The sequence below is a fragment of the Lysinibacillus sp. FSL L8-0126 genome (genome assembly GCF_038630385.1).
Lineage (GTDB): Bacteria > Bacillota > Bacilli > Bacillales_A > Planococcaceae > Lysinibacillus > Lysinibacillus fusiformis_D.
Map to the genome: position 1 here is coordinate 1,821,360 of NZ_CP152028.1, position 25,679 is coordinate 1,847,038.

General features: G+C 36.3%; 30 protein-coding genes. 16 read left to right on the plus strand and 14 right to left on the minus strand.

The annotated features are described in order from the left end of the window. Nucleotides 1-109 precede the first annotated feature (109 nt). The 6 genes from MHI34_RS08870 to MHI34_RS08895 all read left to right on the plus strand — a co-directional run bounded on the left by MHI34_RS08870 (nt 110) and on the right by MHI34_RS08895 (nt 4,951). Complete coding sequence (locus MHI34_RS08870; RefSeq protein ID WP_342504352.1) at nt 110-1,021, plus strand: ABC transporter ATP-binding protein; 912 nt, start codon at nt 110-112, stop codon at nt 1,019-1,021. Beyond that, the gene (locus MHI34_RS08875; RefSeq protein WP_036128706.1) at nt 1,018-1,728 is read left to right on the plus strand and encodes an ABC transporter permease; all 711 of its coding nucleotides are present in this window, start codon (nt 1,018-1,020) and stop codon (nt 1,726-1,728) included. Before MHI34_RS08870 ends, MHI34_RS08875 begins: the two co-directional genes overlap by 4 nt. Then, nucleotides 1,728-2,465 (plus strand): ABC transporter permease, encoded by a 738-nt coding sequence (locus MHI34_RS08880; protein ID WP_089933701.1) that lies wholly within the window; start codon nt 1,728-1,730, stop codon nt 2,463-2,465. The genes MHI34_RS08875 and MHI34_RS08880 overlap by 1 nt, the downstream gene beginning before the upstream one ends. Before the next feature lie 20 nt (nt 2,466-2,485). Then, entirely contained in the window at nt 2,486-3,748 is a 1,263-nt protein-coding gene (locus MHI34_RS08885) for an erythromycin esterase family protein (protein WP_231745009.1), read from the plus strand. A 69-nt stretch (nt 3,749-3,817) separates the two neighbouring features. Continuing rightward, complete coding sequence (locus MHI34_RS08890; RefSeq protein ID WP_058843872.1) at nt 3,818-4,702, plus strand: AraC family transcriptional regulator; 885 nt, start codon at nt 3,818-3,820, stop codon at nt 4,700-4,702. A gap of 90 nt (nt 4,703-4,792) precedes the next feature. Continuing rightward, on the plus strand, nt 4,793-4,951 hold the full coding sequence (locus MHI34_RS08895) for a DUF1540 domain-containing protein (protein WP_004231699.1): 159 nt from the start codon (nt 4,793-4,795) through the stop codon (nt 4,949-4,951). A 48-nt stretch (nt 4,952-4,999) separates the two neighbouring features. Here MHI34_RS08895 and MHI34_RS08900 read toward each other — a convergent pair whose 3' ends face one another. After that, nucleotides 5,000-5,245: a hypothetical protein gene (locus tag MHI34_RS08900; protein ID WP_036128699.1), complete on the minus strand. Its 246-nt coding sequence runs from the start codon at nt 5,243-5,245 to the stop codon at nt 5,000-5,002. A gap of 73 nt (nt 5,246-5,318) precedes the next feature. After that, entirely contained in the window at nt 5,319-6,656 is a 1,338-nt protein-coding gene (locus MHI34_RS08905; RefSeq protein WP_058843873.1) for a PLP-dependent aminotransferase family protein, read from the minus strand. A gap of 118 nt (nt 6,657-6,774) precedes the next feature. On the opposite strand from MHI34_RS08905, the gene MHI34_RS08910 reads away from it, so the two are divergent. Then, complete coding sequence (locus MHI34_RS08910) at nt 6,775-7,683, plus strand: DMT family transporter (RefSeq protein WP_058843874.1); 909 nt, start codon at nt 6,775-6,777, stop codon at nt 7,681-7,683. After that, nucleotides 7,683-8,537: a DMT family transporter gene (locus MHI34_RS08915; RefSeq protein ID WP_058843875.1), complete on the plus strand. Its 855-nt coding sequence runs from the start codon at nt 7,683-7,685 to the stop codon at nt 8,535-8,537. Before MHI34_RS08910 ends, MHI34_RS08915 begins: the two co-directional genes overlap by 1 nt. A gap of 120 nt (nt 8,538-8,657) precedes the next feature. Here the strand turns inward: MHI34_RS08915 and MHI34_RS08920 are convergent, their stop codons facing one another. The 4 genes from MHI34_RS08920 to MHI34_RS08935 are packed head-to-tail and all read right to left on the minus strand — an operon-like array spanning nt 8,658 to nt 12,999. Continuing rightward, on the minus strand, nt 8,658-10,112 hold the full coding sequence (locus MHI34_RS08920) for an MFS transporter (protein WP_342504353.1): 1,455 nt from the start codon (nt 10,110-10,112) through the stop codon (nt 8,658-8,660). Between the two features lie 44 nt (nt 10,113-10,156). Next, entirely contained in the window at nt 10,157-10,933 is a 777-nt protein-coding gene (locus tag MHI34_RS08925) for an ABC transporter ATP-binding protein (protein WP_342504354.1), read from the minus strand. A gap of 1 nt (nt 10,934) precedes the next feature. Then, nucleotides 10,935-11,993: an iron ABC transporter permease gene (locus MHI34_RS08930; protein WP_036128690.1), complete on the minus strand. Its 1,059-nt coding sequence runs from the start codon at nt 11,991-11,993 to the stop codon at nt 10,935-10,937. Further along, entirely contained in the window at nt 11,980-12,999 is a 1,020-nt protein-coding gene (locus MHI34_RS08935; RefSeq protein ID WP_058843878.1) for an ABC transporter substrate-binding protein, read from the minus strand. Before MHI34_RS08935 ends, MHI34_RS08930 begins: the two co-directional genes overlap by 14 nt. Before the next feature lie 130 nt (nt 13,000-13,129). On the opposite strand from MHI34_RS08935, the gene MHI34_RS08940 reads away from it, so the two are divergent. Next, nucleotides 13,130-13,777: a TetR/AcrR family transcriptional regulator gene (locus MHI34_RS08940; protein ID WP_058843879.1), complete on the plus strand. Its 648-nt coding sequence runs from the start codon at nt 13,130-13,132 to the stop codon at nt 13,775-13,777. A gap of 238 nt (nt 13,778-14,015) precedes the next feature. Next, on the plus strand, nt 14,016-14,663 hold the full coding sequence (locus MHI34_RS08945; protein ID WP_036128684.1) for a phosphoribulokinase: 648 nt from the start codon (nt 14,016-14,018) through the stop codon (nt 14,661-14,663). Between the two features lie 42 nt (nt 14,664-14,705). Here MHI34_RS08945 and MHI34_RS08950 read toward each other — a convergent pair whose 3' ends face one another. From MHI34_RS08950 to MHI34_RS08960, 3 genes are all read right to left on the minus strand, one after another. Continuing rightward, nucleotides 14,706-15,350: an SIMPL domain-containing protein gene (locus MHI34_RS08950; protein WP_058843880.1), complete on the minus strand. Its 645-nt coding sequence runs from the start codon at nt 15,348-15,350 to the stop codon at nt 14,706-14,708. 47 nt (nt 15,351-15,397) lie between these two features. After that, nucleotides 15,398-16,024, minus strand: coding sequence for a DUF2238 domain-containing protein (locus MHI34_RS08955; RefSeq protein ID WP_036128680.1), 627 nt, complete (start codon nt 16,022-16,024; stop codon nt 15,398-15,400). 110 nt (nt 16,025-16,134) lie between these two features. Beyond that, entirely contained in the window at nt 16,135-16,437 is a 303-nt protein-coding gene (locus MHI34_RS08960) for a DUF1805 domain-containing protein (protein ID WP_036128672.1), read from the minus strand. 548 nt (nt 16,438-16,985) lie between these two features. Here MHI34_RS08960 and MHI34_RS08965 point away from each other — a divergent pair. Then, nucleotides 16,986-17,723: a polysaccharide deacetylase family protein gene (locus MHI34_RS08965; protein WP_036128670.1), complete on the plus strand. Its 738-nt coding sequence runs from the start codon at nt 16,986-16,988 to the stop codon at nt 17,721-17,723. A 65-nt stretch (nt 17,724-17,788) separates the two neighbouring features. On the opposite strand, the gene MHI34_RS08970 is transcribed toward MHI34_RS08965, so the two are convergent. Beyond that, nucleotides 17,789-18,049, minus strand: a complete 261-nt coding sequence (locus tag MHI34_RS08970) for a hypothetical protein (RefSeq protein ID WP_036128668.1) — start codon at nt 18,047-18,049, stop codon at nt 17,789-17,791. A 105-nt stretch (nt 18,050-18,154) separates the two neighbouring features. Here MHI34_RS08970 and MHI34_RS08975 point away from each other — a divergent pair, with 105 nt between their 5' ends. Together MHI34_RS08975 and MHI34_RS08980 are read left to right on the plus strand one after the other, a co-directional pair. Then, entirely contained in the window at nt 18,155-18,949 is a 795-nt protein-coding gene (locus tag MHI34_RS08975) for a DUF2268 domain-containing putative Zn-dependent protease (RefSeq protein ID WP_342504355.1), read from the plus strand. 18 nt (nt 18,950-18,967) lie between these two features. After that, nucleotides 18,968-19,480, plus strand: a complete 513-nt coding sequence (locus MHI34_RS08980; RefSeq protein WP_036128664.1) for a DNA-deoxyinosine glycosylase — start codon at nt 18,968-18,970, stop codon at nt 19,478-19,480. 13 nt (nt 19,481-19,493) lie between these two features. Here the strand turns inward: MHI34_RS08980 and MHI34_RS08985 are convergent, their stop codons facing one another. The 3 genes from MHI34_RS08985 to MHI34_RS08995 all read right to left on the minus strand — a co-directional run bounded on the left by MHI34_RS08985 (nt 19,494) and on the right by MHI34_RS08995 (nt 21,750). After that, complete coding sequence (locus tag MHI34_RS08985; RefSeq protein WP_058843881.1) at nt 19,494-20,288, minus strand: cytochrome c oxidase assembly protein; 795 nt, start codon at nt 20,286-20,288, stop codon at nt 19,494-19,496. Nucleotides 20,289-20,301: 13 nt separating this feature from the next. Then, nucleotides 20,302-20,775 (minus strand): DUF2243 domain-containing protein, encoded by a 474-nt coding sequence (locus MHI34_RS08990; RefSeq protein WP_342504460.1) that lies wholly within the window; start codon nt 20,773-20,775, stop codon nt 20,302-20,304. A gap of 117 nt (nt 20,776-20,892) precedes the next feature. Next, entirely contained in the window at nt 20,893-21,750 is an 858-nt protein-coding gene (locus MHI34_RS08995) for an endo alpha-1,4 polygalactosaminidase (protein ID WP_058843883.1), read from the minus strand. Between the two features lie 132 nt (nt 21,751-21,882). Between MHI34_RS08995 and MHI34_RS09000 the strand changes: the two genes are divergently transcribed. From MHI34_RS09000 to MHI34_RS09010, 3 genes are all read left to right on the plus strand, one after another. Then, on the plus strand, nt 21,883-22,245 hold the full coding sequence (locus MHI34_RS09000) for a hypothetical protein (protein WP_080717174.1): 363 nt from the start codon (nt 21,883-21,885) through the stop codon (nt 22,243-22,245). 344 nt (nt 22,246-22,589) lie between these two features. Next, nucleotides 22,590-24,221, plus strand: a complete 1,632-nt coding sequence (gene abc-f / locus MHI34_RS09005) for an ABC-F type ribosomal protection protein (protein ID WP_058843884.1) — start codon at nt 22,590-22,592, stop codon at nt 24,219-24,221. A 73-nt stretch (nt 24,222-24,294) separates the two neighbouring features. After that, the gene (locus tag MHI34_RS09010; RefSeq protein ID WP_058843885.1) at nt 24,295-25,050 is read left to right on the plus strand and encodes a hypothetical protein; all 756 of its coding nucleotides are present in this window, start codon (nt 24,295-24,297) and stop codon (nt 25,048-25,050) included. Between the two features lie 25 nt (nt 25,051-25,075). Here the strand turns inward: MHI34_RS09010 and MHI34_RS09015 are convergent, their stop codons facing one another. Further along, a complete protein-coding gene (locus MHI34_RS09015; RefSeq protein WP_340809585.1) occupies nt 25,076-25,567 on the minus strand; it encodes an SRPBCC family protein in 492 nt (163 codons plus the stop codon). Between the last annotated feature and the right edge of the window lie 112 nt (nt 25,568-25,679).

The following is a 25,679-nucleotide window of genomic DNA, read 5'->3' on the forward strand; positions in this document are numbered from 1 at the left end:
AAAAGAAAGGCTCTTATAAAAAGAGTAGAAGTTTTTTAAACAAAATTTAAACTTGGTCCATACCTGTTTTTAACCTTTTCTTCTTATGATAGTAAATGAGGTGAGAACATTGGAATATATCGTACAAACACAAAACTTATCAAAACACTTTGGGAAAGAGCAAGCTGTATCAAATATGAATTTACAAATACAAAAAGGTGAAATATACGGATTTTTAGGGCCAAATGGAGCAGGGAAAACGACTACCATTCGTATGCTTCTTGGTTTAATGAAGCCTTCCACAGGTACCATTAAAATTTTTCAAAAAGACATTACGAAGGAGCGTATTCAAATCTTAGCCAATGTAGGTTCATTAGTAGAGAATCCTTCCTACTACCCACATTTAACAGCATACGAGAATTTGGAGGCACTAAGAAAAATAGTAGGTGTACCGAAATCTCGAATCGATGAAGTTCTCGAAATTGTCCGTTTGAAGGAAGCTGCTAATAAAAAGGTAAAGGGCTTTTCGTTAGGGATGAAGCAACGTCTAGGTATTGCTGCTTCTCTACTGCATAATCCTGAATTACTTATTTTAGATGAACCAACCAATGGTCTGGATCCTTCAGGAATTATTGAAATTCGCAATTTAATTAAAAGGCTACCAAAGGAATACGGCATGACCATTATTATTTCCAGCCATTTATTATCAGAGATCGATCAAATGGCGACTCAAGTAGGGATTGTTTCTAAGGGGAAATTGATTTTCCAAGATTCTATTGAGGCGATGCGTAGGTTTGCTCAACCAAAGATTCTATTTAAAGTGAACAATGGTGAAAAAGGATGGCGCTCTCTATTAGCCCATGGCATTAAAGCAGATTATCAAGATGGGGTTATTTTCTTAGAGGAATGCTCAGATGAAAAAGTTGCTCATATTGTCCATGTTCTTGTTCAGGAGGGTATTTCAGTATTCCGAGTGGAGGAAGAGAAACGCTCATTGGAGGATATATTCCTTCAAATGACGATGGGAGAGCAGGCGATATGATGGGCAAGCTGTTAACTGCTGATTTTTTAAAAATCAAACGCAAAGGATTATGGTTTTTAACGCTCTTAGGTCCCTTAGGTGTTGTCGCTCTACAAATGGTCAATTATGGAGTAAGAAAGGATTACCTCTTACAGCAAAGTGAAGATGATTGGGGCTATTATTTACTAAATGTTCATTCATTTACACCGCTTGCCATTGTGTTGGGCATTGCCATTTTAACGTCCTTCATGGCGAGTATTGAAAACGAGACTAACGCTTGGAAGCAGCTTATCGCATTACCTGTATCCAAATTAACCGTGTATTTATCTAAATATACTGTGTTAGCTATTCTACTATTTTTGTCTTCAACACTACTCATGATTTTTACGCTGAGTTATGGGCTGTTTTTAAATCTAGGTGAATCTATTCCTTATATGGAGTTAGTTAAATTTAGTTACTTCCCTGCGCTTGCAGCATTGCCTATTTTGGCACTTCAATTGTGGATTGCGAGTGTAAGCCATAATCAAGGAATTCCTATTACAGTAGGCATTTTTGGGGTGATATTTGCTTATTCCTCCTATGTTCTACCTGACTGGATGATATGGAAATGGCCATCATTGATGAACCACTGGGATGAGCCGATAATCAATGTCATGCTAGGTGTAGGGATTGGTATTTTACTCTATATTGCTGGCATGGTCGATTTTGCAAGAAGGGACGTGAAATAATGAACGCTTTACTGCAAGCTGAATGGTTTAAATTGCGTAAATCAAAAATGGTACCTATTATTTTGGCGGGGCCCATGATTGGGCTTTTCATTGGACTATCAGCAAATTTAGAGGACAATATGCAGGGACTGGAAATAAATGAATGGTATATTGCCTTATTTTCAATGAATTTAACATACGCATTATTATTTTTACCTCTTATTACGGGCGTTTTTGCGAGTCTCATCTGTAGATATGAACATCAGTCTGGCGGATGGAAGCAGCTTTTAGCATTACCGGTAACGAGAGGGAAAGTATTTGTAGCAAAATATGTGTTAATTATGCTGCTTGTTTTAGCGATGCAGCTCTTGTATTTAGGCTCCATCTTTGCTGTAGGTATGCTGAAGGGCTATACAGATCCTTTTCCAATGGGAATCGTATGGAAAAGTATTGTTGGAGGATGGGTAGCAACATTGCCTTTAGTGGCCCTTCAATTATGGTTATCCATAATGTTTAAAAGCTTTGCTGCTCCATTTGCTGTCAATGTCATATTTACGTTGCCATCAATTTTAGCGGTGAACTCTGAACGAATTGGTCCATATTATCCCTGGGCACAGCCTTTTTCAATGATGTACATAGGTGGCAAGACAGACGATGTATTCTTTGTGCCATGGGAGCAATTATTAACAGTAGTAGGTGGTGGGTTCATCCTATTTTTCCTCGGAGGATATTACTATTTCCAACGAAAAGCCATTTAACACCTTAAAGGAGAATTGACATGAGAATAATGAAACGAAGCTTCCGATTTTTAACTGCATCAATGCTATTAGTAGCTTTAGCTGGATGTGGGCAGGGGGAGTCTATAAAAGATGTCTCGCAGTATACTAGTGAAATAAAAGATATCAATATCCCTGATGATGTAAAAATTATTGGGTTTGGAGAAGCAACACATGGCAATATCGAATTTCAAACATTAAAAAAAGACCTATTTAAAGCGATGATTAAGAATGAAAATGTCCATGTTTTTGTCTTAGAAGGAGATTTTGGTGGAGCCCAGCAGATTAATCAATTTATTTTAAACGGTGTTGGAACGGCGGAGGAAGCTATAAAGGCTCTTGATTATGGCATTTATAAAACAGAACAAATGATTGAACTTGTTCAATGGATGCATGATTATAACTTAACAGTCGATGAACAAGATAAAATTTATTTTTACGGAAATGATATGCAACGCTATGATTATAGCAAAAAGGGATTGCTTGATTATTATGCACAGGTACATGCTGACAATGCTAAGAAATTTACGACTGAGCTAGAGCATGTTTCCAACAAAACGATGAGAGATTTATCGAATAATCAGCTAATAGAGCTTGATAAAACGATTGATACAATCATCAACGATTTACAATCAAACAAGGCGATATATGAGAAAAAATCATCAAAGGATGCCTTCTCCTTTGCTGCTCAATATGCACAAATTATGAAGCAACGTACGCAATTATTTGTAAATGATGGAAACTATATGAATTTACGGGATGAATATTTGGCTGAAAATTTACAATGGATTGTGGAGTACGAAGCAACGCAAGGGCATGATAAAGTGTTAATGTCTGCTCATAACGGTCATATTGAGAAAACCTCTGCTTCGATGGCAGGCTATCAATCAATGGGACAATACTTAAATGAGCAATATAAAGAACACTATTTTGCGATTGGCACAGACTTTGTCAATAATACATTTCAAGCACAAAACGGCTCTGGTGAACGAAAGGAATATTCAATTGAACATCATAATGTGTTAGTGGATGCTTTTAGTGACATCGATAGCAACATCTTTTATGTGGATTTTGAAACTGCCAAACAATCGAAGGAGCTGGCAGATATCCTTTCCCAAAAGCAAAGAATGGGCAATATCGGTGATGATTTCCGTCCGTGGTATAAGCTAACACAAATGCTGTATACCATTAAAATGACACCTGAAGAGGCTTATGATGGTCTCATTGTTGTGCAAGAAGCAACACCAACAAAAATAATTGATTAAGTTAAATTTAGCAACTTCCATCAAAAAATCTCTTTCCTTCTTCAATATAATAAAGATGAGGTGAGTAACATGGAGTATAGTCAGGCAACACAAAGAACGATTGCCTATATCGAGGAGCAATTGATGGAAGAAATTTCACTTGAACGTCTTCCTAATAATGCTGGCTACTCGAAGTTCCATCTAAGTCGTATTTTTAAGCAGGAAACGGGGATTACGATTGGTGAATATATTCGTATACGTCGACTAGCCATGGCTGCGAGTTATTTGATGTACTCTAATGTATCGATATTAACCATTGCATTTACACTTCAGTTTCAATCACAAGAAGCTTTTACAAGAGCCTTTAAAGAAGTTTATGCATTACCACCAGGGAAGTATCGAAAATTGATGCAATCACTTAATATGTTGGAGGAGGAAAATTACATGGAAACAGTTGAACAGGTTAAAGGTTGGATGTTGAGTGGAGCGAATCCAGAATTATATAAATTTCATACAGATGACAAGGTGTTTCATTCAGGGAAGCGTTCAGGCGTATTGTATTCCACAGCTGCATCAGCAAATCAGGGACAATTTGCTACGATGATGCAGGGCTTTCAGGCTACTGACTATAAAGGAAAGCGCTTGAAAATGTCTTGCTATTTAAAGACGGCAGATGCCACAAAGTGTGGTGCATGGATGCGTATTGACAATGGTACGGGTGATACTATTCAATTTGATAATATGGATCAGCGTTCTGTGACAGGTTCTACTGAATGGAATCATTATTCTATTGTCTTAGACGTACCTGAAGAAGGTGACTCCATTTATTTTGGTGTGTTATTAATTGGTTCTGGGAAAGTATGGGCAGATGGTTTCCGATTTGAAGAGGTAGATGACAAAGTTCCAACAACGAATATGCTTTCACAGGAGCATTTACCAACCCATCCAGCTAATCTAGACTTTAGTATGGCTTAATGGAGGCAATGTAATCATCGATTGACTTTGTTTAACAACGTATTGTTTACCTCTAATTTGTTAAAACTAACAAAGAGGAGGTGTGAGACAATGGCACAAGAAATTCTTTGTGAAGTCAATAACTGCACATTTTGGGATTCTGGTAACAAATGTACAGCCGAAAAAATTTATGTTGTCAGCCAAAAGGGACAACATGCTTCCAACAGCGAGGAAACAGACTGTAAAACATTCGAACCTGAAACGCATTAATGCCAAAAGGGTAGCCATGTATATGGTTACCCTTTTTCCCTGTCTTTATTAATAAAAAATATCCACCTTTTCTTTACTAAATAAAAGTGCATGTGCATTGCTCACTTTTTCTTCCACATAATCTAACGAGTATTTACCAACGGAATCTGTTAAATCACCAATGGCCCGAGATAAATTATCGATAATTGGAATGAGTTTGTGTAATTCAGTACGGTCTTTGTCTTTGTGCATCTCATCCATGATTTCATATGCAAGACGCTGAATTTTCCTTAATCGCAATTTTTCAGATTGCATTGAATCCTCCTTATTAAGCAATTTAAGATGTCTCATTATATGAGCTACAATAAGGTTTCATGAATTTTTTTCTTTAGAAGTAATTGCTAGGACTTTGAAGGGCTGATGCAATTTCCCTTATGCCAACGTTGATTTTAGATTCCTCCACATTGGACACATTTAGCTTTAATATTCGCTCATGATCAAATGCATCTAAATAATTGCGGTTAATCGTATCTAGATAAATTTTGTGTTGCATCAAATGCTGAATAAGCTTTTGAGTATTGACCTGTCTTGGTAGAACGATATGGCTATGCATACAGACTTCTATTGATGCCTGATATTGGGCTAAATGCGTTGCTATGGATTGCTGAAGGCTATTCGCTCGGCTTGCATAAGCTTCGGTGACTTTCTTTTGATAACGTTCAAACATACCACTTTTCAAGTAAAGCTCTAAGGCAGCCTGTGAAATCATGGAGCTATCAATATCAGTGGTATTTTTGTACTGCTGAAATGTGTCAGTAAAGACATCTGGTAAAACGGCAAGTCCAATACGTAAGCCAGGAAACATGATTTTAGAAAAGCTTTTTAAATAGATAACATATTGCTGTGTATCATCTGTATAAATGGGATCTATTTTCGAATTTTGCTCGAAATCTGCCAAATAATCATCTTCAACAATGTAAACATTATATTGATAAGCAAGTTTACGGATTAGATCTTTTGTCTTTTTACTATAAGAAGTACCTAGAGGATTGTGCAGACGTGGCATCGTGTAAAAAAACTTTATGTCATGTTTACTAAAAATGCTTTCTAATTCATGTAAATCAATGCCATCCATTGTTCTTTTGATGCCGATTGCCGAAACTCCATAGGTTTTTAAATAATCCATATATAAATGGTAACTAGGTTGTTCCACTAAAATGGTTGAACGACCATTTGGAAATGGCATAATACTTAGCAAAGTCAGGGATTGCTGGACGCCAGAAGTAATAAAAATATTTTCTTCTTTTGCGAATACTTGATAGTTTGCTAATAATTTTTTCGCTTCTGTTATTAAAGATGGTAAGCCTTTTGGTGTTCCATATCTAAATAGATCTGTTTGGTATGTATCAATAGCTTTGTTTATACAATGTTGAAAATCCTGATATGGGAAAGCATTCCAACTGGGTGAAGATGTAGCAAAATCTATGTGATCTCTTTCCTGTGGTTGTAAGGGTAACTGATGGTCAACAACATAGTAGCCGCTTTTCGGTAATACATAGATAAGATGCTGATCCTCAAGTTTTTTTAAAGCAGTTAAAATAGTACTTTTACTACAGGAAAATTGCTGTGATAACTGGCGGATAGAAGGTAGTTTTGCCCCTGATTGAAGAGTACCTGCTTGTATTTGAGTCAGCAGCTGAGAATAAATCCATTCATATTTAAGCATAGACAGCCTCCAGCACATCTGTATCGGTACAGATGTGTTTTTTTCATATCGTCTATAGGTTCTCTTTTTAATACGATAACTATACCGGCCGGAATGATTTGAGAAGGAGCATTATCGTATGTCAGAAAAAAGAAAAGCCTATATAGCAGCGATTTCGTATGCATTTATCATTGGCCTTTCATTCATGTTTGTGAAAGTTACATTAACGGTGGCGAGTCCAACTGATATTTTAGCCCATCGCTTTACGTTTGCCTTCATCGGTATTGTTATTTTAATGGTATTTACGAAAAATAAGCTAACAATAAAAAAATATGATTTACTAAAAATTTTACCGTTAGCCATATTGTATCCCATTGTTTTTTTCACTTTTCAAGTGCTTGGGCTTGCTAAAATTTCCTCTTCAGAGGCTGGAATTATTCAAGCAACGATTCCTATTTTTACATTAGCACTAGCAGGTTTATTATTAAAGGAAAAAGCTACTCGTGGACAGCTCGTCTTCATTAGTTTATCTGTACTTGGAGTTATCTACATGCTAATTATGAATGGGGCCAATGCAACTACAGGAAATGTCATCGGCAGTGGACTTATTTTACTTTCAGCCCTTGCTGCGTCGCTTTATAACGTGTTTGCACGAAGGCTTACAAAGCAATATTCATTACTGATTTTAACGTATGTAATGACATTATGTGGATTTGTCATTTTTAATGGGGTGGCTCTTGGAAATCATCTGATGAATGGTACAATCGATGAATTTTTTCAGCCATTAACACATGTTGATTTTGTCATCGCGATTTTATATTTAGGGCTATTATCCTCGCTCGGTACGTCCTATTTATCCAATTATGCGTTATCTAAATTAGAGGCTTCTAAAATGAGTGTTTTTAGTAACTTTGCTACGCTCATTACAATACTTGCAGGCGTTTTGTTTTTACAGGAAGTCTTTCACCTTTATCACTTTATTGGTGGAATCATCATCATTATTGGCGTCATAGGAACAAATTATTTTGGGCAGAGGCAGGTAGTGTAATGAGAAAATACAGCCTTTTGCTATTAATAAGTTGTATATGGGGCTCTCAGTTTTTCTTCGTAGCATTAGTTACGAATGATGTGGGAGCTGTCACTTTATCTTTGTTAAAAGCTTTAATCGGTGCAATCTGCTTAAGTATTATGAGCTTATTTTTGAAAAAAGAAAACTACTTAGCAAATAGTAAATTATACATTGGGATTGCCATTTTTGAAGTAGTGATTCCCTTCGTCCTCATTGCGCAAGGTCAAAAATATGTATCCAGTAGTATTGCGTCTATGCTCATAGCAATTGTCCCGATTATCACGTCAGTTCTCTTTGTTTTTTTCTTTAATAAAAAAGTTAGTTCGTTTCAAACGATTAGCATTCTATTAGGCTTTTTGGGGATCATCATTCTTTCTTGGCCAATACAAGGGGTGAGTGGTTCAGGGACAGTATTAGGGAATGTGCTGCTACTATTAGCAGCACTGAGCTTTGCATTTTCGTTAATTTTAATGGAGAAGTTAGAGGGTGGTTCACCAATCGTTCATATGAGAAATGTTTTAGGAATTGCCACTGTGATTTTATTACCAATGGCATTTATCCTTGAACAACCATTACGATTAAGCATAAATGGGATTCAGGTCGTCTCCATTGTTATATTAGGCATTTTCCACGCAGGGATTGTGTATATGCTTTATAATCTTTTAATTAAAAGTGAGGGTGCTTTATTTGCCTCTTTTAGTAATTATATCGTTCCTGTAGTAGGTGTTCTACTTGGATATTTGATATTGAAAGAACCGTTATTAATCAAACATTTCATAGGGATATGTATTATTCTTTGTGCTCTTTTGTTGTCGAAAAGAAACAAGAAGTGAACGTTGGTTATAAAAAATCACCTCGATAGTGTACGAGGTGATTTCAGACTGTAGACAAGCTCGAAATAATGAAGAGCTTGTCATACATTATTTGAAAAATCTATAAATCAAAATAGTAATTTATTGTTGCTTTATTTTTATTCTTAAAATCATTTTATGATAAAGTGACAAAATCATATAGGCTATCATAGAAAACAGTCCAATGACAATTAAACTTATAGTAAAAGCATGTATATAATTTAACAAAGAAGCGCTCTCTAAACTTGTTCCTAAATAATAAGAAAATAGTATACTAATACCTGCGACTGCTAAGGAATTTGCTAAGTACATAAAGGTTGTAAATAGACCAGCAGCAACCCCCATATGAATCTTTGGAATGTTACCCAATATGGCATTTGCTAAAGGTGTTGTAGCAAGACCAAGTCCAAGGCCATAGACGAATAAAAGGATTATTGCATCAGTTCTGAGTAAATTATATTGCTCCATCCATAAAAAGAAGACAAGTAAAAAAGTACACATACTCATACATAATGCACCCATTTTTAAAACAATAAAACCATACTTATTAATAATTTTTGAAGAAATAATAGACGTTACAAAAAATCCAATTCCTATTGGTAGAAAAACTAAACTCGTTTCTCCTGTATCATACTTTAGGCCATATTGTAAAAAGTAACTAAGGATAAAGAAAAAGGCAAACATACTTAAGTAAATAGCTAGCACAGAACAAATGCCAAATACAAAAGGGCGATGCTTAAATAAACTTAGGTCTACGAGAGGTGATTGTTGAAGTTTTTGCTTAAATCGCTCAAGATAAATGAACAGAATAAGTACAACAAATGAAAGCAGTAGACAGCTAAAAACCCATGTTTGCCATCCTTGTTGTTGGACTTCGGATAAAGGATAAATAAGTAGAAATATACTAACCATTAATAAAATTGAACCCATCCAATCAATATGATTGGATTTCTTATCCGTTGACTCCGGTATAAAAGGGAGCAAAAGGAGTACTAGCATGCCAATTGGAACATTGAAAAAAAATACAGTTCGCCAACCGCCGTTAAATATATTCCATTGAACTAATAATCCCCCTAATATTAAGCCAAAGGTAAAGGCTACTCCAATGACAGCACCATACAAGCCGAAAGCTAAATTTTTTTCTCTAGGCGGAAAAATTTCCTGGATTGTTGATAAAACTTGAGGCTGAATAAGGGCTGCGGCTAAGCCTTGAACAAATCGAATCCCAACTAATAACAATGGGCTTGAAAGTATTCCTCCTAAGAAAGCAGTAAGGGTAAAGAACAATACGCCAATCCATAATATTTTTTTTCTACCGTAAATATCGCCTAGTTTACCTCCAATTATTAGAGCAGTTGCAAGCCCAACCGAATATCCTGAAAATAGTAATTGAGCGTGAGAAAAGGATATATGCAAGTCGTTTTGAATGGAAGGTAATGCAATTTGTATCATGTAAGTATTTAAGGAGATTAATAATGTTGGAAGTAATATCACCGCTAATGCCAACCATCTATATGAATAGAACGTACTTGATTTTTCTGATGAAATTGGATTCATAGATACTCCTCCTTATATTGATTGGTTGTCAGTCAAAAATAGCTTTAGTGATTGGGTAAAGCTGGATGATACGCAACGACTATATTATTCGTATCATTATTTTGATAGATACAACAGTCAACTTCATAAACCTCTTTTACTAATGAAGGTGTTAGTAGCTTCTCAGGCTTGCCATGTGTTAGTATGCGACCATTTTTTAGTACATATAAATATTCACAATACATGGCAGCAATAGATAGATCATGCAATGCGGCTAGTGTACCAATCTGTAATGATTGCACTAGTGATAAAATTTGAATTTGATATTTAATATCTAGGTGATTTGTAGGTTCATCTAAAATTAAAAACTGTGGTTCTTGAGCTAAGGCACGTGCGAGAATGACACGTTGCTTTTCACCACCAGAAAGATAAGAGAAATGTTTTGAAGCATAATGCTCTAAGTTTACTTTTCGTAATATGTTATCCACAAGTTCAATATCATTTTTTGTATCTGATTCTAATATTCCTTTATGTGGTGTTCTTCCCATCATCACCATATCACGGACAGTAAAGTCAAAATTCGAGTTGTTAAATTGTCCAACAACCCCCATTTTTTTCGCGATTTCTTTGGCAGAGGATTTAACAATATCTATATCATCTAAAAAAATCTTGCCACTAGTGGGTTTTATGACTTTATAAATGTTTTTTAATAGTGTTGATTTTCCACAACCATTCGGTCCAATAATGCCAACAAATTGTCCTTCTTTCACCTTTAGCGAAATACTTTTGATAATTTCAACATCTGATACTGCGAATGAAACATTTTCTACATCTAATTCCATATTAGTTACCCCCAAAACCATATTTCTTTTTTATTAACATGTGCATAAATACTGGGGCACCTAATAATGAGGTTACGATGCCAATTGGTAATTCGCTGTTAGGAATGATTGACCTTGCTAATAAATCTGTCCAGATTAAAAAGATAGCCCCTACTAAAATAACAATAGGTAGTAGTTGTTGATGATTTGACCCTGTAAAGATGCGTACAATATGTGGAATGATAAGCCCAACAAAGCCAATGATTCCACATGTTGAAACTATAATGCCTGTCAAAGCGGCAGAAATAACTAAAAATACTTTTCGATAAGTATTTATATTAATACCTAATGTCATAGCAGCATCATCTCCCATAAGCATTGCATTCATAATGCGCCATTGGGAGAGGAAAAATACAGCTATAATAATAATAGTAGTAGCGATTAAAGGCAGGTCATCCCAATCAGCAGTGGACAAACTCCCCATTGTCCAAAATGATACTGAACGTACACCTTCCGCATCTTTAGCAAAATATATAAATAGATTAGATAGAGCTGTAAATAGTGCATTGACAACAGTTCCGGCTAGAATAAGTTTAATAACAGACATTTTTTCCCCAATACTTGATAGCAGCAATACTAGAAATGTTGCCAATAACGCACCTAGAAACGCCCAAATCATTAAATTTGATTCTCCAAAAAGGCTGAGTTGATACCCTAATATGATAGAGAATGTTGCACCTAGTGAAGCACCTGAGGAGATACCAAGTAAATAAGGATCTGCAAGTGGATTCTGAATGGTTGCTTGCATCACACTACCGCAAAGTGCCAAACCACTCCCGACGAATAGTGCTAATAAAACTCTGGGAAAACGAATTTGCCATATGATTTCAAGTGTCATGTTAGAAATAGTTGTATCTATATGACCTATGTTTATTCCTGTAATTTGATATAAAACAATTTTGCAAGAATCAAGAAATGGTATACTGACTTGTCCTATGGAAACAGAAGCAATTATAGAAATGAAAACTAGCACTATCAAAAATAGAAGTAGGGTAAAAAAAGAAAATTTACTTTTGAGCATTTTTTTTCACTCCATTAACTATTTCAGGGTTGATAAATGCAGCTACTTCCTCATATAAATCAGCAATCTCAATACCACCATTTATAGCTCCTGTATATTCTACGGCCATAACCTCATTATTTTGAATGGCTTTTACAGTTCGAAGCTTTTTATCATTCATTAAATTATTTTTTGTTTTTTCTTGATCAGGCTCTTGGAATTCTGTGATGATAATTTTATCTGGATTTGCTGCAATAATTGCCTCTGTTGAAAGCTCAATATAGTCTTCTTTCGAAAGTTCTAAATATGTAGCGCCTGCACCTTCAATCATCTCGTCAATCATGGCCCATTTTGGTGAGAAGTAGAAATACTTTCCTCTAGCGCCACTTATCAATAGGACAGTAGGCTTTTCTTTAGAATCCTTAACTTTAGAAGTAATGGCATCTATGCGTGTTTGTTGTTCAGTTAGATATTTGTTCGTTTTATCTTCTATATTAAAAACCTTCCCAAATGTTTGAATTTCCTCAAAGTAAATATCTATGCTACGTCCTATTGTAAAGTTGGTGGAAGAAACAACAGGCAGTCCACGGTTGTTCCAAGAAGGGATACTTCCAATTAATTCTTCTCTAAATGCAGAAGCAATAGAGTAGATTAAATCAGGTTCTAGAGCCATGATAGCCTCCTTAGCTGGCCACATTTCACTAACTAAAGGTAGTTTGTCAATGTCATCTTTGTAGTCTGAATTTGTTAAATCACTATATGCAAATCCAACGACTTTTTCTTGCTGTCCAAACTTAACTATTAACTCTGCGACAGCTGAACCGATGACCATCACTTTCTCGGGAGCATTGGGGATAGTCTGAGAGATTTTCTGTCCTTCATAAGTGTAGGTATCTAGTGTTAATGGATAGTTTCCATTAATAGTTGTATTGTCTTTTTTCTCAGAAATAGTTTCCTGTGATTGTGCACAACCTAAAATCAGCAATATAAGTGTGAAACCTAATAGAGAAAGGGTTTTTTTTAACATTTAAATCCTCCTAAAAATTAGTATTTGACTGACAGTCACTCAATAATGTTTCACAATATTTCTTCTCACTCTGATCATTTGACTAGTTATTAGTCAAATGCTTAAATGAAAAAAGGGGGTAGTTCAGAAAATGATTAGAGTAACAAAAAGTGCATCAGAACGACGAAATGAGATTTTAGATACAGCAGAGTCTCTTTTTAGTGAAAAAGGTTATGAAAAAACCTCAACTACTGATATAACTAAAAGGATGGGAGTAGCACAGGGAACGCTGTACTATTACTTTAAATCCAAAGAAGCATTGGCAAATGCATTAATTGATAGGCAACTTAAAGGAATAAAGCAAGAATTTACAGAAGTCATCTATAATGAGACACTTACGGCGTATGAGAAAATTGCATGGATTTTTGTTTATGAGCTTGATGATCCAACAGGCCATGTCGAAATCTTTAAATATTTACAACATGATAGTAATGCTACTCTGCGTCAAATATTACATGTACAAACCATTTGTCAGTTTACGCCACTGCTAACAGATTTAAATATACAAGGCAATAAAGAGGGGCTCTTTCACATTGAAAATCCAACGCTAGTGGCAGAATTTTTCCTATCGACAATCCACCATTGGGTAGATTCATCGTTATTTAAATGGAATAAAGATGAACGTATTGCTAGAATTAAAGCCATTCAATCTACGTTCGAACATTTATTCGGAGTCCCTCATGGAAAATTTGATTTATCCCTCCTAAGACAAACTGTGAAAGTTAAATTTAATTATTGAGTGAAAGCATCTTAAATGATAATCAATATCAATTAAGATGCTTTTATTATAATTATTGACTGACAACCTGTCAAATTGTTTTTATTAGATCGAAGCTAGAAATGATATGGAGTTAACGCATAAAAATTTGGAAAATGAACTTCTATGTATTGTAACTGTTTGTTATTATTTTTAAAGTACAGCGAGTATGGTGCAAATTTTCCATCATACCTTTTTAATTAGGGAGGACAACAATACTATGGAGAAGATTTTTCAAGAAATATTGGAATCGATCAGATTTGCTGATAAAAGGATTATTATTGGCATTTCAGGTCATGGAGCTGCAGGAAAAACAACATTTGCTGAAAAGCTTTTAAAAGTTTTAAATCAAGCTGAAGTGAATTATTTGAATACTGATCCTTATATTGTTAGTTCAGATATTCGCAAACAGACAATGATTAATTATACATATCAAAATGTAAATCATCGTTTTAAAATGACCGCTTGTCATCCCGCTGCCCATCACCTTCCTTCATTGGAAAGAGATGTTCAGATGATAAGAGCAGGGCTGGATTTATTGACAATCGGTACACATTATATGAAAAGCACATTAATTTCTTCAAAAAAACAGATCACGATAGTAGAAGGAATGAGTGTAGCATTTATAGATCCAGAGTTATTGGATTTCAAAATTTATTTTTATACAGATGGGGCTACAGAGCTTAAGCGAAGATCAGATCGTGATGTACTTGATAGAGGGACAGATATAAATTATTTAAAACAATCACATGATGAACGACGTATTCAATATGAATTATTTATGCATCCATATTGCCAACATTTTGATATGGTTATTAAAACAGAGGATGATGAAATCCTTATTGAAAAAAATACACTTGTAAAATAAATGAGAGCCTTCTACTAATCAATTAGTGGAAGGCGCCTGTCTTTAGTATTGGAATTTTACGCGGACAGTAGCATCAATAGCAATTTGTCCCTGTTCTATAGGCGTAACTCCTGAGGAAACAGCCATAGAGCGGTAAAGGATCGGTGTGTTAGCTTGCTCTTCCACAATTTCTATAGGGAGTGGCTGTAAAGGAAGATGCATGGTTTCTGCTATTGTTTTCGCCTTCAACTGTGCATTCTGAAGAGCAAAATTTAATGCTTGCTGATAGTAAGCGTCTATATGGTCCAATTTGAACTGAATGTTGGCAATACGATTTGCTCCATTTTCTATGGCTGTATCAATGACTAAGCCCAAATTATCGATGTTTGATACATTGACGGTAATGGCATTGACCACTTCATAGCCATTAAAAATTTGTTTGCCATCCTCAAAATGATACTGTGGTGTAACTGTATAACTAGCTGTTTGTATTTGTTCTCTTGGAATACCGAGGGCTACTAGTGACTGAATGACTTGATTCATGATCCTTGCATTTTCCTGCTGAGGGCCTTGTACATTATTGCCTTGTGTTTGGACTTCTATTTGTATTTGTACAGAGCTTGGAGTAGCCATTACCTGGCCATTGCCAGTTACCGTAATAACGCGTGATAGATGGGGTACTTGTTGATTGACTTGTGCATAGTACATACAAAACCACCTTTCGTAAGGTATATAATAATGCTATGCAAAGAAATTTATTCCTTGTTTAGTCTTTTTAAATATTTATCATGAAGCTTTGTGAAGAAAAGTAAAGTTAAAATAGTTCCCAACAAGGCTAAAAACATGTCCCATTGTGCATCCCAGCGATCTCCCTGCATGCCTAAAAAATCTTTCGTCCCTTTACTGCCCTTCGAGATTCTTGTACTTAACCATTCGATGATTTCATAAAAAGCAGCAATTGCGAGCAAAATACTAATTGTAATACCTGTTAGCCAAGCTCCTTTAGTAAGCTGCGTCTTTCGAAGTAATATTTCCCTTATCACGATGGCTAATAAACCTTTTAAAAAATGACCGAAACGATCATAGTGATTGCGTTGGAAATGAAATTCTTCTTTTAGCCAATTAAAAAGAGGAACCTCTGAATAGGTATAATGTCCACCTATAAAAGTAAGGATCGACAATAGGGCAATGATGATATAAGAAAATGTGGTGAAGCGAAATTTATGATAGATACAAACTACGACTGTTATTGCCACAACCCCTGGGCTAACCTCAGCCAGCCAATCTAAATAGGAGGATGGTTTAATGACTGACCAGGTAAATACAATTAAGACGATAGCAAGTAAGGTTAGGTGTATCTTAAAATGTTGACCATTATTCATAACAACAACTCCCTTTGTCCCACAGTATGTGGAAGGGGATATTTGCTTATTCAACTATCGGTTGGCAAACAAAAAAGAAAAGCGTCTAGTTGACGCTTTTTTATAGCCAATTAGATCATTTTTAAAAGTGCCTCTACGCCAGTCATTCCTTCAGTAATGCCAAGTTGTTCTGCTTCATACGTTACCGATTCTAATGGGGCTGTTAATAGCTCATCAATTGTTTTAACACCTACTGCACGACCAGCAACGATTTTTCGATCAACTAAGCGACTATTTAATAGGCCAACATCTAAAGCTCCACACATAATGTAGCCTGTCGTATTAGAAATGGTCAGTAGCGTTGTTTTAGGTAATTGAACAACTACTGCAGTGAAGAAATGCCCTTTAATCATAATAGGTTCAATTGTCACCATCGAAATCACTCCTTTTCTCTATATACATATGGTGATGACTAGCAAGGTGTTCAACATTTCCTTGAAAAAAGTCATCAGATGAATAATGCTGAAAACGAATGAGATGATGGATGAAGTTAATGGAGGCAATTAAAAAGGGAATCTACTCCTGATGAATAGATTCCTTGTATCTCTTTACCTTGTATAGGAAAGCAGAGCAGTTTGTTTAAATATATGTAATGCAGTTGTTGCCTCACTTTTAGAACGATATTCAAACATTCGATAAGTGTTTTCTTCAAATACTGTAATAACCCACATATATGTCATCCCTTCCATTGTGTTACACAACATAGTGTATATTTATCGACTTGTTATATATCACTTATAATTTTATTTTACATCAATAAAGAAAAAATAAAGCACTAACCCTTGTTTTTCACATATCGTTCAAAATTGTTATGAAATAATTAAAAGGAGAAAACAGACAATCCTTCATAAGTATATTTCATTGCAATTCGTAAATAGTAAGTTGACGGAGTTCTGTGAATTCGGACTTGGGAGGTGATGCTATGACACGTATACATGTATTGGTTTTTACAGTTTGCTTTTTAATCATCTCGGGATTTTTAGGAGAGAAAGGCTATGCTGATAAGGGTCGCCCTTATTATGAGGAAACAGGAGAAGTGGTATGGGATATCAACACAGAGGATAAAATTGTCGCCCTCACCTTTGATGATGGCCCACATCCCAAGTACACTGCGGCAGTGCTTGATTTATTAGCAAAATATGATGCCAAAGCAACCTTTTTTATTATTGGAAAGAATGCAGAAAAATATCCAGAGCTTGTTTTACGTTCTTATACAGAAGGCCATGAATTAGCCAATCATACGTATACACATCCGTTTAAAGTTTCCATCAAAAAATTGCAAGAGGAGCTTCAAAAGACAAATGACACGATTTATAGTATTACTGGTTTTTCCCCAGTTTTATTCCGTCCTGTAGGTGGAAATTATACGGATGCTATGATTAATGCTGCTGTAAAGGATGGCTACAAGGTTGTGATGTGGTCTTGGCATCAGGATACGCAAGATTGGAAAGAGCCTGGTGTAAAGAAAATTGTGCAAAAGGTGATGAAGGGAACGAGGCCTGGAGATGTCATTTTATTTCATGATGGTGGTGGGAATCGTACACAAACCATTAAGGCATTAGAAGAAATCCTCCCTGCATTAAAAAAACAGGGCTACACATTTGTCACAATATCCGAGATGATTGAAAGTAAACAACAGCAACAGGAGCAAGTTCAATAATGAAAAATGAGCCATCTCAACAAGGTTTGAAATGGCTTATTTTTCACATATATTAAAAGTTTGAGTTAGAAGAATATGATTGGAGCTAGTGCAATCCCTAAGATTGTTCCTAAAGCAATTCCATAGCCAAAACCTTCCCCACCAAATCCTCCAAATCCCCAAAAACCTAAACCATAACCACTATGTCTTCTATCAGGTAGAATCCATACCTGTCTTCTGTCTACTTTAGTGATTTCCCCAACATGTACCCTACCAGATGAATCCGAGATTCGAACGCGTTTGCCATGATATTTACAGCAAAGATTATAAGCATCAGCTGGATTCAATATCATCCCTCCTTTCGATGTCATTACAAGCTAATATATGCGATCCGAAGCATTTATCACTAGCCGATTGTCTATTCACGACATATGCTGAGAAGAGGTGATGACATGACAGTTGTGCCAACAGATAAGTGGTTAGATGAATTTGTTTATGCCAGAAAATCCACAAAAAAAGATGAGTTACATAGTTTGCAATGCTCCATTCTTTGTGATCATTTAGTCGAATTATTTCAAGACGGCTTGTCAGAAGAAATACACTATTCTTTACAGCAACAGGGACTTTTTCTACCAGATGAGACAGTCGATGTAGAGCAATTAAAGCAGCATAATGTGTGGGATTGCGTACAGCAAGAATTTATATACTTGCAAAAGAAATGGAATGGTCCGACTATACCGATTTATATTTTCCCAATTACCCAACAGCAAACGATGACCAATAAAAACGGTGTGGCTTATCCTCAGGCTCTTTTTTTATTTATTGGAGAAGTAGAGACACAGGAACTGCAAGCATTGTTCGCACATGAATATAATCATGTCTGCCGTTTACACAATTTAAAAAAATCCCTCGATGAGATGACTTTGTTGGATGCTCTTATTTTAGAGGGCTTAGCAGAAAGTGCAGTGAAAGATTTATACGGAGAAAAGTGGCTTGCACCATGGTTAAAAAAATATTCAGCTACAGAGCTTTTAGTTTTATGGAAAAGTCATTTTTTGCAGAATTTACAGGTTGAAGGGGTAGAAAAGCATAGGCCGTTTTTATACGGTGGTGAGCTGCCACCTTGGATAGGCTACTGTATAGGCTATAAAATTGTTCAGTCGTATAGTAAGAAGCATTCATCCCGACATCTCCTATTTACGTCAAGCAAAGATATACTTGCTGGTTCAGATTTTCCGCTACAATAGAGGAAAGGAGTGATTGTTGTGTCCAGTGAAATAAAAAATGTATTATTACCAGTCGTAGATTCAGCAACAAAGGTGCTCATTGTAGGCTCAATGCCAGGAAAGCAATCATTAGAAAAGCAACAGTATTATGGCAATCCACGCAATCACTTTTGGCCCATTATGAGTGAGCTGTTAGAGACGGAGGTTCCTGACGATTATGTAAAGAGAATCGCATTGTTAAAACACAATGCAATCGGTCTTTGGGACACGATTGAAACTTGTGAGCGTGAAGGAAGCTTAGACGCAGCAATTCGCAATGAAAAACCAAATGATTTTCAAACCTTATTTGAAGAATATCCTAATATCCAGTTAGTACTCTTTAATGGAGCGAAAGCATTTGAGGTTTTTAAAAAGCATATAGGTCTAGAGCTTTTAGAAGAACGTGCTTATAAAAAAATGCCATCAACCAGTCCGATCCCAGGAAAAAATATAAAATCTTTTGCTGAAAAGCTAGAGGACTGGCGGATTATTCAATCCTATTTATCCTCTTAAGTCAGAGGTAGAATTAGCGTGATGAAATGGTTGTCTTTGTGTGAATAGCATTTCTTGTGCTTTTAAACCATTGATAAAAAAGGATATAAACAAGGATGATTTCAATTGCATCGCCACCATAGTACATGATCTTGGCACCTAGCTCTGCCTGTGTGACAGGTACATACTGAGGAGGATTTGCATAAATATATTTTGCCAATATAGAATGAGCTGCTAGTGCTACTACTAATATAAGTGATCGAAAGACATAAGGGTATGGATGGGGTGTAGGATCAATATAAATAAAGGCAATGGTAAATACATAGCCTGCTAGAAAAATGTGAAGGTGAATGAAAATATATAGAAGTATATGTTCATGCATAAGATTGAAAAGTGATGTCGTATAGAGTAACCATAAGCCACCTACATTTAAAATAGACGCATTAATTGGGTGAGAAATAAAACGAACATAAGGATTCCTCATTGTACGAGAAAGAGTACGAGCCGTGTTCACTGATAATGTCCTTAAAAGGAGTGCCATGGGAGCTGCTAATGCCATAAGTAGGGGGGCAAGCATGCCAAGCAATAGATGCCCTATCATATGTGCTGCGAAGTGGACATGACTAAGAGAAGCCAATGGACCGATTAGTGTCACGATGGCACTTACATTTCCCACAAGCCAACAGATAGTACGAAAATGCGGCCATTGTTTTTTATGTTGATTCGAAACAATGACAGCTACGATATAAAAAATAATGGCTATAAAAAATGGTAAAGCTATTAGTAGCTGTACTATAATGGGAAAGCTTTGAGCATGAGCAGAATGCAAAACGGGCAACCTCCTAACGTCCCTTTTGATTGGTTTGGAGTAACAAGACCACACCAATAACAATTAATAGAGCCGCTAATATGTTCCAAACCACATCATATGGGAGAATATCAACATGATAACGAATTTGATGCAGTTTCATGAATTTATGTTGAATAATCCCGTCGTATAATTGAAATATGCCAGCTCCTAGAAAAATACCACCAAGCCATCTTTTTAGCCAAAATCCATGCTTTCTATGTAGGTCAGCCAATAAAAAAGCAGAACCAATCGTCGCGAAAAAGCTGAATGCATGAAATAAACCATCTGACACTAACCCAATAGCAGCTGTAGATTTATCATAAAAATGATGCCAATGTAATAATTGATGGAAAATGACCTCATCTATAAATGCCACAACCCCAAGGCCGAATAATATGCCTGTCCACATATTACGTTGTTTATATTGAAAGCAGTTTTCGTGTTTATGATTTTGTTCCTCGTACATCTTTGTCATACCCAATCATATCACCTCAAGCTGAATTTCTTTTAGTCTACCCATGAGGTGAGCACTTAAACAAAATATCCCCCACAAAAACAGTAGTCTTTTTGTGGGGGGATATCGTCACTGCCAGGTGTTATAGTATGAACCAGCAGGGCTATAAAAGAATTTAAAATCAAACTTCTCAGCTAATGCACGACTTTTTGTTGCATCTTCAAAACTAATTGCCATAACCTGTGTACCAAATTCATCTCGTATATGGACGAGTTTTTGCATCATATCGAGTGACCATTCGTCTTTTCCTACCACTGGGTAAGAAAAGTCTTCCCACATAATAAAGTCAACATAGGGTGCTGTATAATCAGCTAGTGTTTGAAACCCCCAATTCTGAGCAACAGATAGTTCAGGATTGTGTTTTTTAATTTGTTGGAGAAATGATAACATGGCTTCATTTTGCCATGTTTGCTCGTCTTGGGGTAAATAAGAATTAATATTACCAACCGTATCTAAAAACACACCGTCTAAGCCTTTCTGTACAATTTGCTTCTGGATTTCCGTTAGTAAAAGTTCTTGATAATGACTCGAAGTCATATCCATTAAATAGGAATCCCATTCAGCAAAATACACTTTTTCACCTTGTTTATTTCGATAAAAGTCTTCTTCGTTTAATTGATGGTAGAGGGCTTTGTTCCATTTATCTGCCTCCATTGCATTAATATAGCCATACACTAAAGTACCGCTTTTTTGGGCACTGTCAATATACTTCTGCTGCATTTCAATAGGTTCTACAATCACTAGATCAAGCTTCGTCATGTCCTTACCAATGGCAGCATTGCCTTTATCTAAGTAGTATTTGTAATCTTTCACGTCAGCAATTTTTGCTTGGATACTAGTGGAAGAAGATACTGGATTTTGAGCAAGTAGCAACCACATACTTCCTGCGATAAGAATGGCTAGTAAGAGTAACAGTAATTTTCTCATAAGGACTCCTTTTAGAAAAATATCCCTTTCATTATACATTAATAGGTAACGGATTACCTTCGATAGATGGGCAATGGCTCAACGGTTAATCGCCCTTTTACATATATTGAGTAATGTAAAAGGAGGGTTTGTGTGTACAATAATCCATTTAGAGAAGATAATTTTAGAAGACCTGGCTGGGGAGATTATGATGATTTTGAAACAACGTCATTTGGGCCAACTCATTTCGGACCTCCTCCGGCAGGACAAATGCCCATGAGCACACCACCAGGTTTTTCGCCACCGATTCCTGCATGGCGAGTAGGATCAAGTGGTATACGTTCTTGTTTGTTTAGAAATACGTATATTTGGATGAACACTGGTCGGAGTTTTTGGTTTTTCCCAACTGCTATAGGAAGGGAAATCATTGCGGGTTTCCGCTGGAGCCGCAGATATGGCTGGTATTTCCGTACCATTTCAAGAAATCAAATTCGCTCCTATGAATGTTTTAGATAAACCTACTCTAGAGTAGAGATTTTTATTTTTTAATAAAAGGTGTTACAATGACGGTAACTAAAAATGAAGGGAAGATGGGTGGCTAATGAATAACTAATCTTATTTTTTGCACATGAAATTTATATTTCACGAAAAACAAAAATAGGATTAGTCTGCCCATTTTCCATAATAATAGCTAAATATTGGCCCATAGTTGCTAATATTTAGCTCCTCCAAAACTTGCTTTTGGAGTGATAAATATAGCTATTACAATAGCTTATTTGTGCATGATATTGTAGCGACTAATCCTTCCAAAATAATTGGAGGGATTTTTTTTGTCCCTCCAACTGGAGAGGGTGGATAGTATGAAGGAACTTTTAAAATTACAGGATGTACGTTATGAAATAAAGGATACTTTACTATTTGAACATGTGACAGGCACCGTAAAACAAGGTGAGGTTATCGGCATTATTGGAAGAAATGGTGCTGGGAAATCGACATTGTTACAGTTGATTCAAGGTGCATTATTGCCAACTGCGGGAGTAATACAAGGGTTATCAGCTGTAAAAATCACAATCGTTGAACAGGAGCTAGCTCATTTTGACAAACCAGCAATATCTGCAAGAGAGGCTGATTTGCTGGCAAAATGGCAGGTACCCAATAGATCATTTGCAGCTTTAAGCGGTGGAGAGAAACTTAAAATGCGTCTTGCAGAAGGTTTTGCTCAGAATGCTCAAATTCTATTGCTTGATGAACCGACGAATCATTTAGATGAGCAAAGTACCGCTTTTCTTATAAAACAAGTACAAAACTATAAGGGAACGATTATTGTGGTCTCACATGACCGTTATTTTTTAGATAGGGTTGCTACAAAAATTTGGTCTATTGAGGAACAGAGCTTAATTGAACATTATGGCAATTATACAAGCTATATGGCTGAAAGAGAGCACCGAAGATTGACGCAGCAACGTGCCTACGAGAAACAGCAAAAAAACATTGATCGGATTGAGGCCCAAATGCAGGAACTCACATCTTGGTCACAAAAGGGTCATGCACAGTCAACAAAACTAGAAGGCTTTAAGGAGTATCATCGTGTGAAGGCAAAGCGGCTAGACGCACAAGTGAAATCTAAGAAGAGGCGATTAGAGGCAGAGCTTGCGAAGGCAAGGGTGGAAGCGGTGGAGCCTGAAGCAGACATTCGTTTTTCTTTAAACACGAATCAACGTGTTGGCAAGCGATTATTGGAGAGCAAGCATTTATCTTTATCTTTTGGTGATCGTACGTTATTGAAAGATGTCAGCATCACTGCTCAATTTGGAGATAAAATTGCTATTACAGGAAAGAATGGTAGCGGAAAAACAAGCTTTTTAAAAGTTCTTTTAGGGAAGCTAGAAGCTGAGGGAGAGGTGTGGCTATCCCCTGCAGCAACCATAGGTTATTTAACACAGGAAGTATTTGATTTACCACTAGATCAGACACCAGAGCAATATTTTTATCAAGAAACATTTGAAGAGCGTGGGAAAGTCCGCAATCTGATGAAGAATCTAGGATTTACACCAACACATTGGACATCTGCTATAGGCAAGATGAGCATGGGCGAGCGTGTCAAGTGTAAACTGATGGCTTATATTTTAGAGGACAAAAACGTTCTTCTTTTAGATGAACCAACGAATCATCTTGACCTACCTTCGCGTGAACAGTTAGAGCGAACACTTGCGCAATATAATGGGACATTACTTGTCGTCTCTCATGATCGATACTTTCTAGAAAAAGTAACGAATAGCGTTTGGGAGATTGACAATCAGCACATCAAGAAAAAATGGAGAAAAGATGCTCCGAAGCAAGTAGACGACACAGTCGCACTTCGTTTAAAGCTTGAAACAGAACGACAAGAGATATTAGGTAAACTGAGCTTTTTGACAGCTAAGGATAAGGATTACCCAATGCTTGACCAAAAGTTTAACGAGCTGACGAAGCAAATCAATGAGCTTAAATAGCTAAGCGTTTAAATAAACTGTTGCCAGGGAAAAATATGGATTATAGGTAAACTGGTAAATGGAGGTTTAAGCGATGAAAAAAATAATATTTCTCTTTTTGTTGTTAAGTATGACTATAGCAGGTGCTTGTGCTGATCAAGCTACTAATCATCAAGCACATGACAATAAGAACGATACATCTGTAAGACAATCTAATACTGATACATCGATGACACAGACTGAGGCTCTTCAACAAATAAAGGAGCAAATACATGTGAATGTACCAATAAAAATGCCAACCGCTTTACCCATTGCTAAAGGAAGCTTTTTAACAGCTACAACAAGGACTGATGATGACCTAGTTGAAATTATCTTTTATGAAAGCAAAGAGAATATGCCAATTAATGATATTCGATTAAAGAATTCAGCGACTGTCATTGGAAGATTGTTGGTCAAACAATATAAAAGCGCAGAAGGGGCAAGCACACAGATTGCATTTGATAACTTTAGTCAAAATGGTGGGCAAGAAATTGACCTTGGGTATAATATAAAAGGTTATCAAGATGCGGGTGCTGGCTCATTATGGACTGGTTGGAATGAGGGACGATGGTCCATTGCCTCGCATACACGAACTGATAATCCTGAAGCAGGAGTAAAACTTGCTAAGCAGGCAGTAGAATATTTAGAGAGTCATATGCTGCCTATTCCTAAGCAATATGGCATGGCTCAGCTGGATGTTTATCAATCAGGCAATTTAATCGTGTGGCAGGATGAAAAGCTTGTCTACACACTCGATTCGATCAAAGATCCTTTAAAAGCATTGGAAATAGCCACTGCCTTTTATCCATAATAGTGATCCTAGAGTAATGGTTACTCTAGGATTTTTTATAGCTATCCAGCAGTTCTTTGTATTCGTTGAATCGTTGTTGCCACTCCTCCATTGGAAAGCTATGATGTTCAATGCCATCCAACAAATCTGTTAACAGATCAAGACATATATGCCACCCTGCTAAATCCCTTGAAGTGTGCTGCGTTAGCTCGTGCAAAGTCTCTGCAAAAAGCAATAATGAGCCATTGTCTGTAGAAGACAATTCAAATCTCACTGAATCTGTTCCCCAATCAAATTCGAGTACCTTTTTCTCTATATAATCTGTTATAGCTATTTCCTCATAGGTATTTGTTCCATCGTTCATATTAAAACGCATTTTACCATTCTTACGTAGATCAATGATTTCAAGATTACTCATCCATTTTTGCAATTTTTCATTGGTAGTAATCACTTTCCAAACGGCGTTTACTGAATGTGGTAACGGTCGTTTGTACTTTACGACATGACGATTAGATTGTTTTTCAATAGTTGCTAACATCAGCTTCCTCCTCAATTCTTCGCCTTTAGAGTTTTATCTTCATTATAGGCTGTTAGAGCAAAAAATCACACGACAATCATGAAATTTTAGGATAATATTGTTAAAAAAGGGG

What these genes read in the sequence shown, in the direction of transcription:
- MHI34_RS08885 (WP_231745009.1), top strand. Translation starts at nt 2,486, where the DNA reads ATGAGAATAATGAAACGAAGCTTCCGATTTTTAACTGCATCAATGCTA.
- MHI34_RS08905 (WP_058843873.1), bottom strand. Translation starts at nt 6,656, where the DNA reads ATGCTTAAATATGAATGGATTTATTCTCAGCTGCTGACTCAAATACAA.
- MHI34_RS08955 (WP_036128680.1), bottom strand. Translation starts at nt 16,024, where the DNA reads ATGAATAATGGTCAACATTTTAAGATACACCTAACCTTACTTGCTATC.
- MHI34_RS08925 (WP_342504354.1), bottom strand. Translation starts at nt 10,933, where the DNA reads ATGGAATTAGATGTAGAAAATGTTTCATTCGCAGTATCAGATGTTGAA.
- MHI34_RS08975 (WP_342504355.1), top strand. Translation starts at nt 18,155, where the DNA reads ATGACAGTTGTGCCAACAGATAAGTGGTTAGATGAATTTGTTTATGCC.
- MHI34_RS08875 (WP_036128706.1), top strand. Translation starts at nt 1,018, where the DNA reads ATGATGGGCAAGCTGTTAACTGCTGATTTTTTAAAAATCAAACGCAAA.
- MHI34_RS08915 (WP_058843875.1), top strand. Translation starts at nt 7,683, where the DNA reads ATGAGAAAATACAGCCTTTTGCTATTAATAAGTTGTATATGGGGCTCT.
- MHI34_RS08930 (WP_036128690.1), bottom strand. Translation starts at nt 11,993, where the DNA reads ATGCTCAAAAGTAAATTTTCTTTTTTTACCCTACTTCTATTTTTGATA.
- MHI34_RS08935 (WP_058843878.1), bottom strand. Translation starts at nt 12,999, where the DNA reads ATGTTAAAAAAAACCCTTTCTCTATTAGGTTTCACACTTATATTGCTG.
- MHI34_RS09010 (WP_058843885.1), top strand. Translation starts at nt 24,295, where the DNA reads ATGAAAAAAATAATATTTCTCTTTTTGTTGTTAAGTATGACTATAGCA.
- MHI34_RS08940 (WP_058843879.1), top strand. Translation starts at nt 13,130, where the DNA reads ATGATTAGAGTAACAAAAAGTGCATCAGAACGACGAAATGAGATTTTA.
- MHI34_RS08960 (WP_036128672.1), bottom strand. Translation starts at nt 16,437, where the DNA reads ATGGTGACAATTGAACCTATTATGATTAAAGGGCATTTCTTCACTGCA.
- MHI34_RS08950 (WP_058843880.1), bottom strand. Translation starts at nt 15,350, where the DNA reads ATGTACTATGCACAAGTCAATCAACAAGTACCCCATCTATCACGCGTT.
- MHI34_RS08880 (WP_089933701.1), top strand. Translation starts at nt 1,728, where the DNA reads ATGAACGCTTTACTGCAAGCTGAATGGTTTAAATTGCGTAAATCAAAA.
- MHI34_RS08910 (WP_058843874.1), top strand. Translation starts at nt 6,775, where the DNA reads ATGTCAGAAAAAAGAAAAGCCTATATAGCAGCGATTTCGTATGCATTT.
- MHI34_RS08945 (WP_036128684.1), top strand. Translation starts at nt 14,016, where the DNA reads ATGGAGAAGATTTTTCAAGAAATATTGGAATCGATCAGATTTGCTGAT.
- MHI34_RS08920 (WP_342504353.1), bottom strand. Translation starts at nt 10,112, where the DNA reads ATGAATCCAATTTCATCAGAAAAATCAAGTACGTTCTATTCATATAGA.
- MHI34_RS09015 (WP_340809585.1), bottom strand. Translation starts at nt 25,567, where the DNA reads ATGTTAGCAACTATTGAAAAACAATCTAATCGTCATGTCGTAAAGTAC.
- MHI34_RS08990 (WP_342504460.1), bottom strand. Translation starts at nt 20,775, where the DNA reads ATGTACGAGGAACAAAATCATAAACACGAAAACTGCTTTCAATATAAA.
- MHI34_RS08995 (WP_058843883.1), bottom strand. Translation starts at nt 21,750, where the DNA reads ATGAGAAAATTACTGTTACTCTTACTAGCCATTCTTATCGCAGGAAGT.
- MHI34_RS08890 (WP_058843872.1), top strand. Translation starts at nt 3,818, where the DNA reads ATGGAGTATAGTCAGGCAACACAAAGAACGATTGCCTATATCGAGGAG.
- MHI34_RS08900 (WP_036128699.1), bottom strand. Translation starts at nt 5,245, where the DNA reads ATGCAATCTGAAAAATTGCGATTAAGGAAAATTCAGCGTCTTGCATAT.
- abc-f (WP_058843884.1), top strand. Translation starts at nt 22,590, where the DNA reads ATGAAGGAACTTTTAAAATTACAGGATGTACGTTATGAAATAAAGGAT.
- MHI34_RS08965 (WP_036128670.1), top strand. Translation starts at nt 16,986, where the DNA reads ATGACACGTATACATGTATTGGTTTTTACAGTTTGCTTTTTAATCATC.
- MHI34_RS08895 (WP_004231699.1), top strand. Translation starts at nt 4,793, where the DNA reads ATGGCACAAGAAATTCTTTGTGAAGTCAATAACTGCACATTTTGGGAT.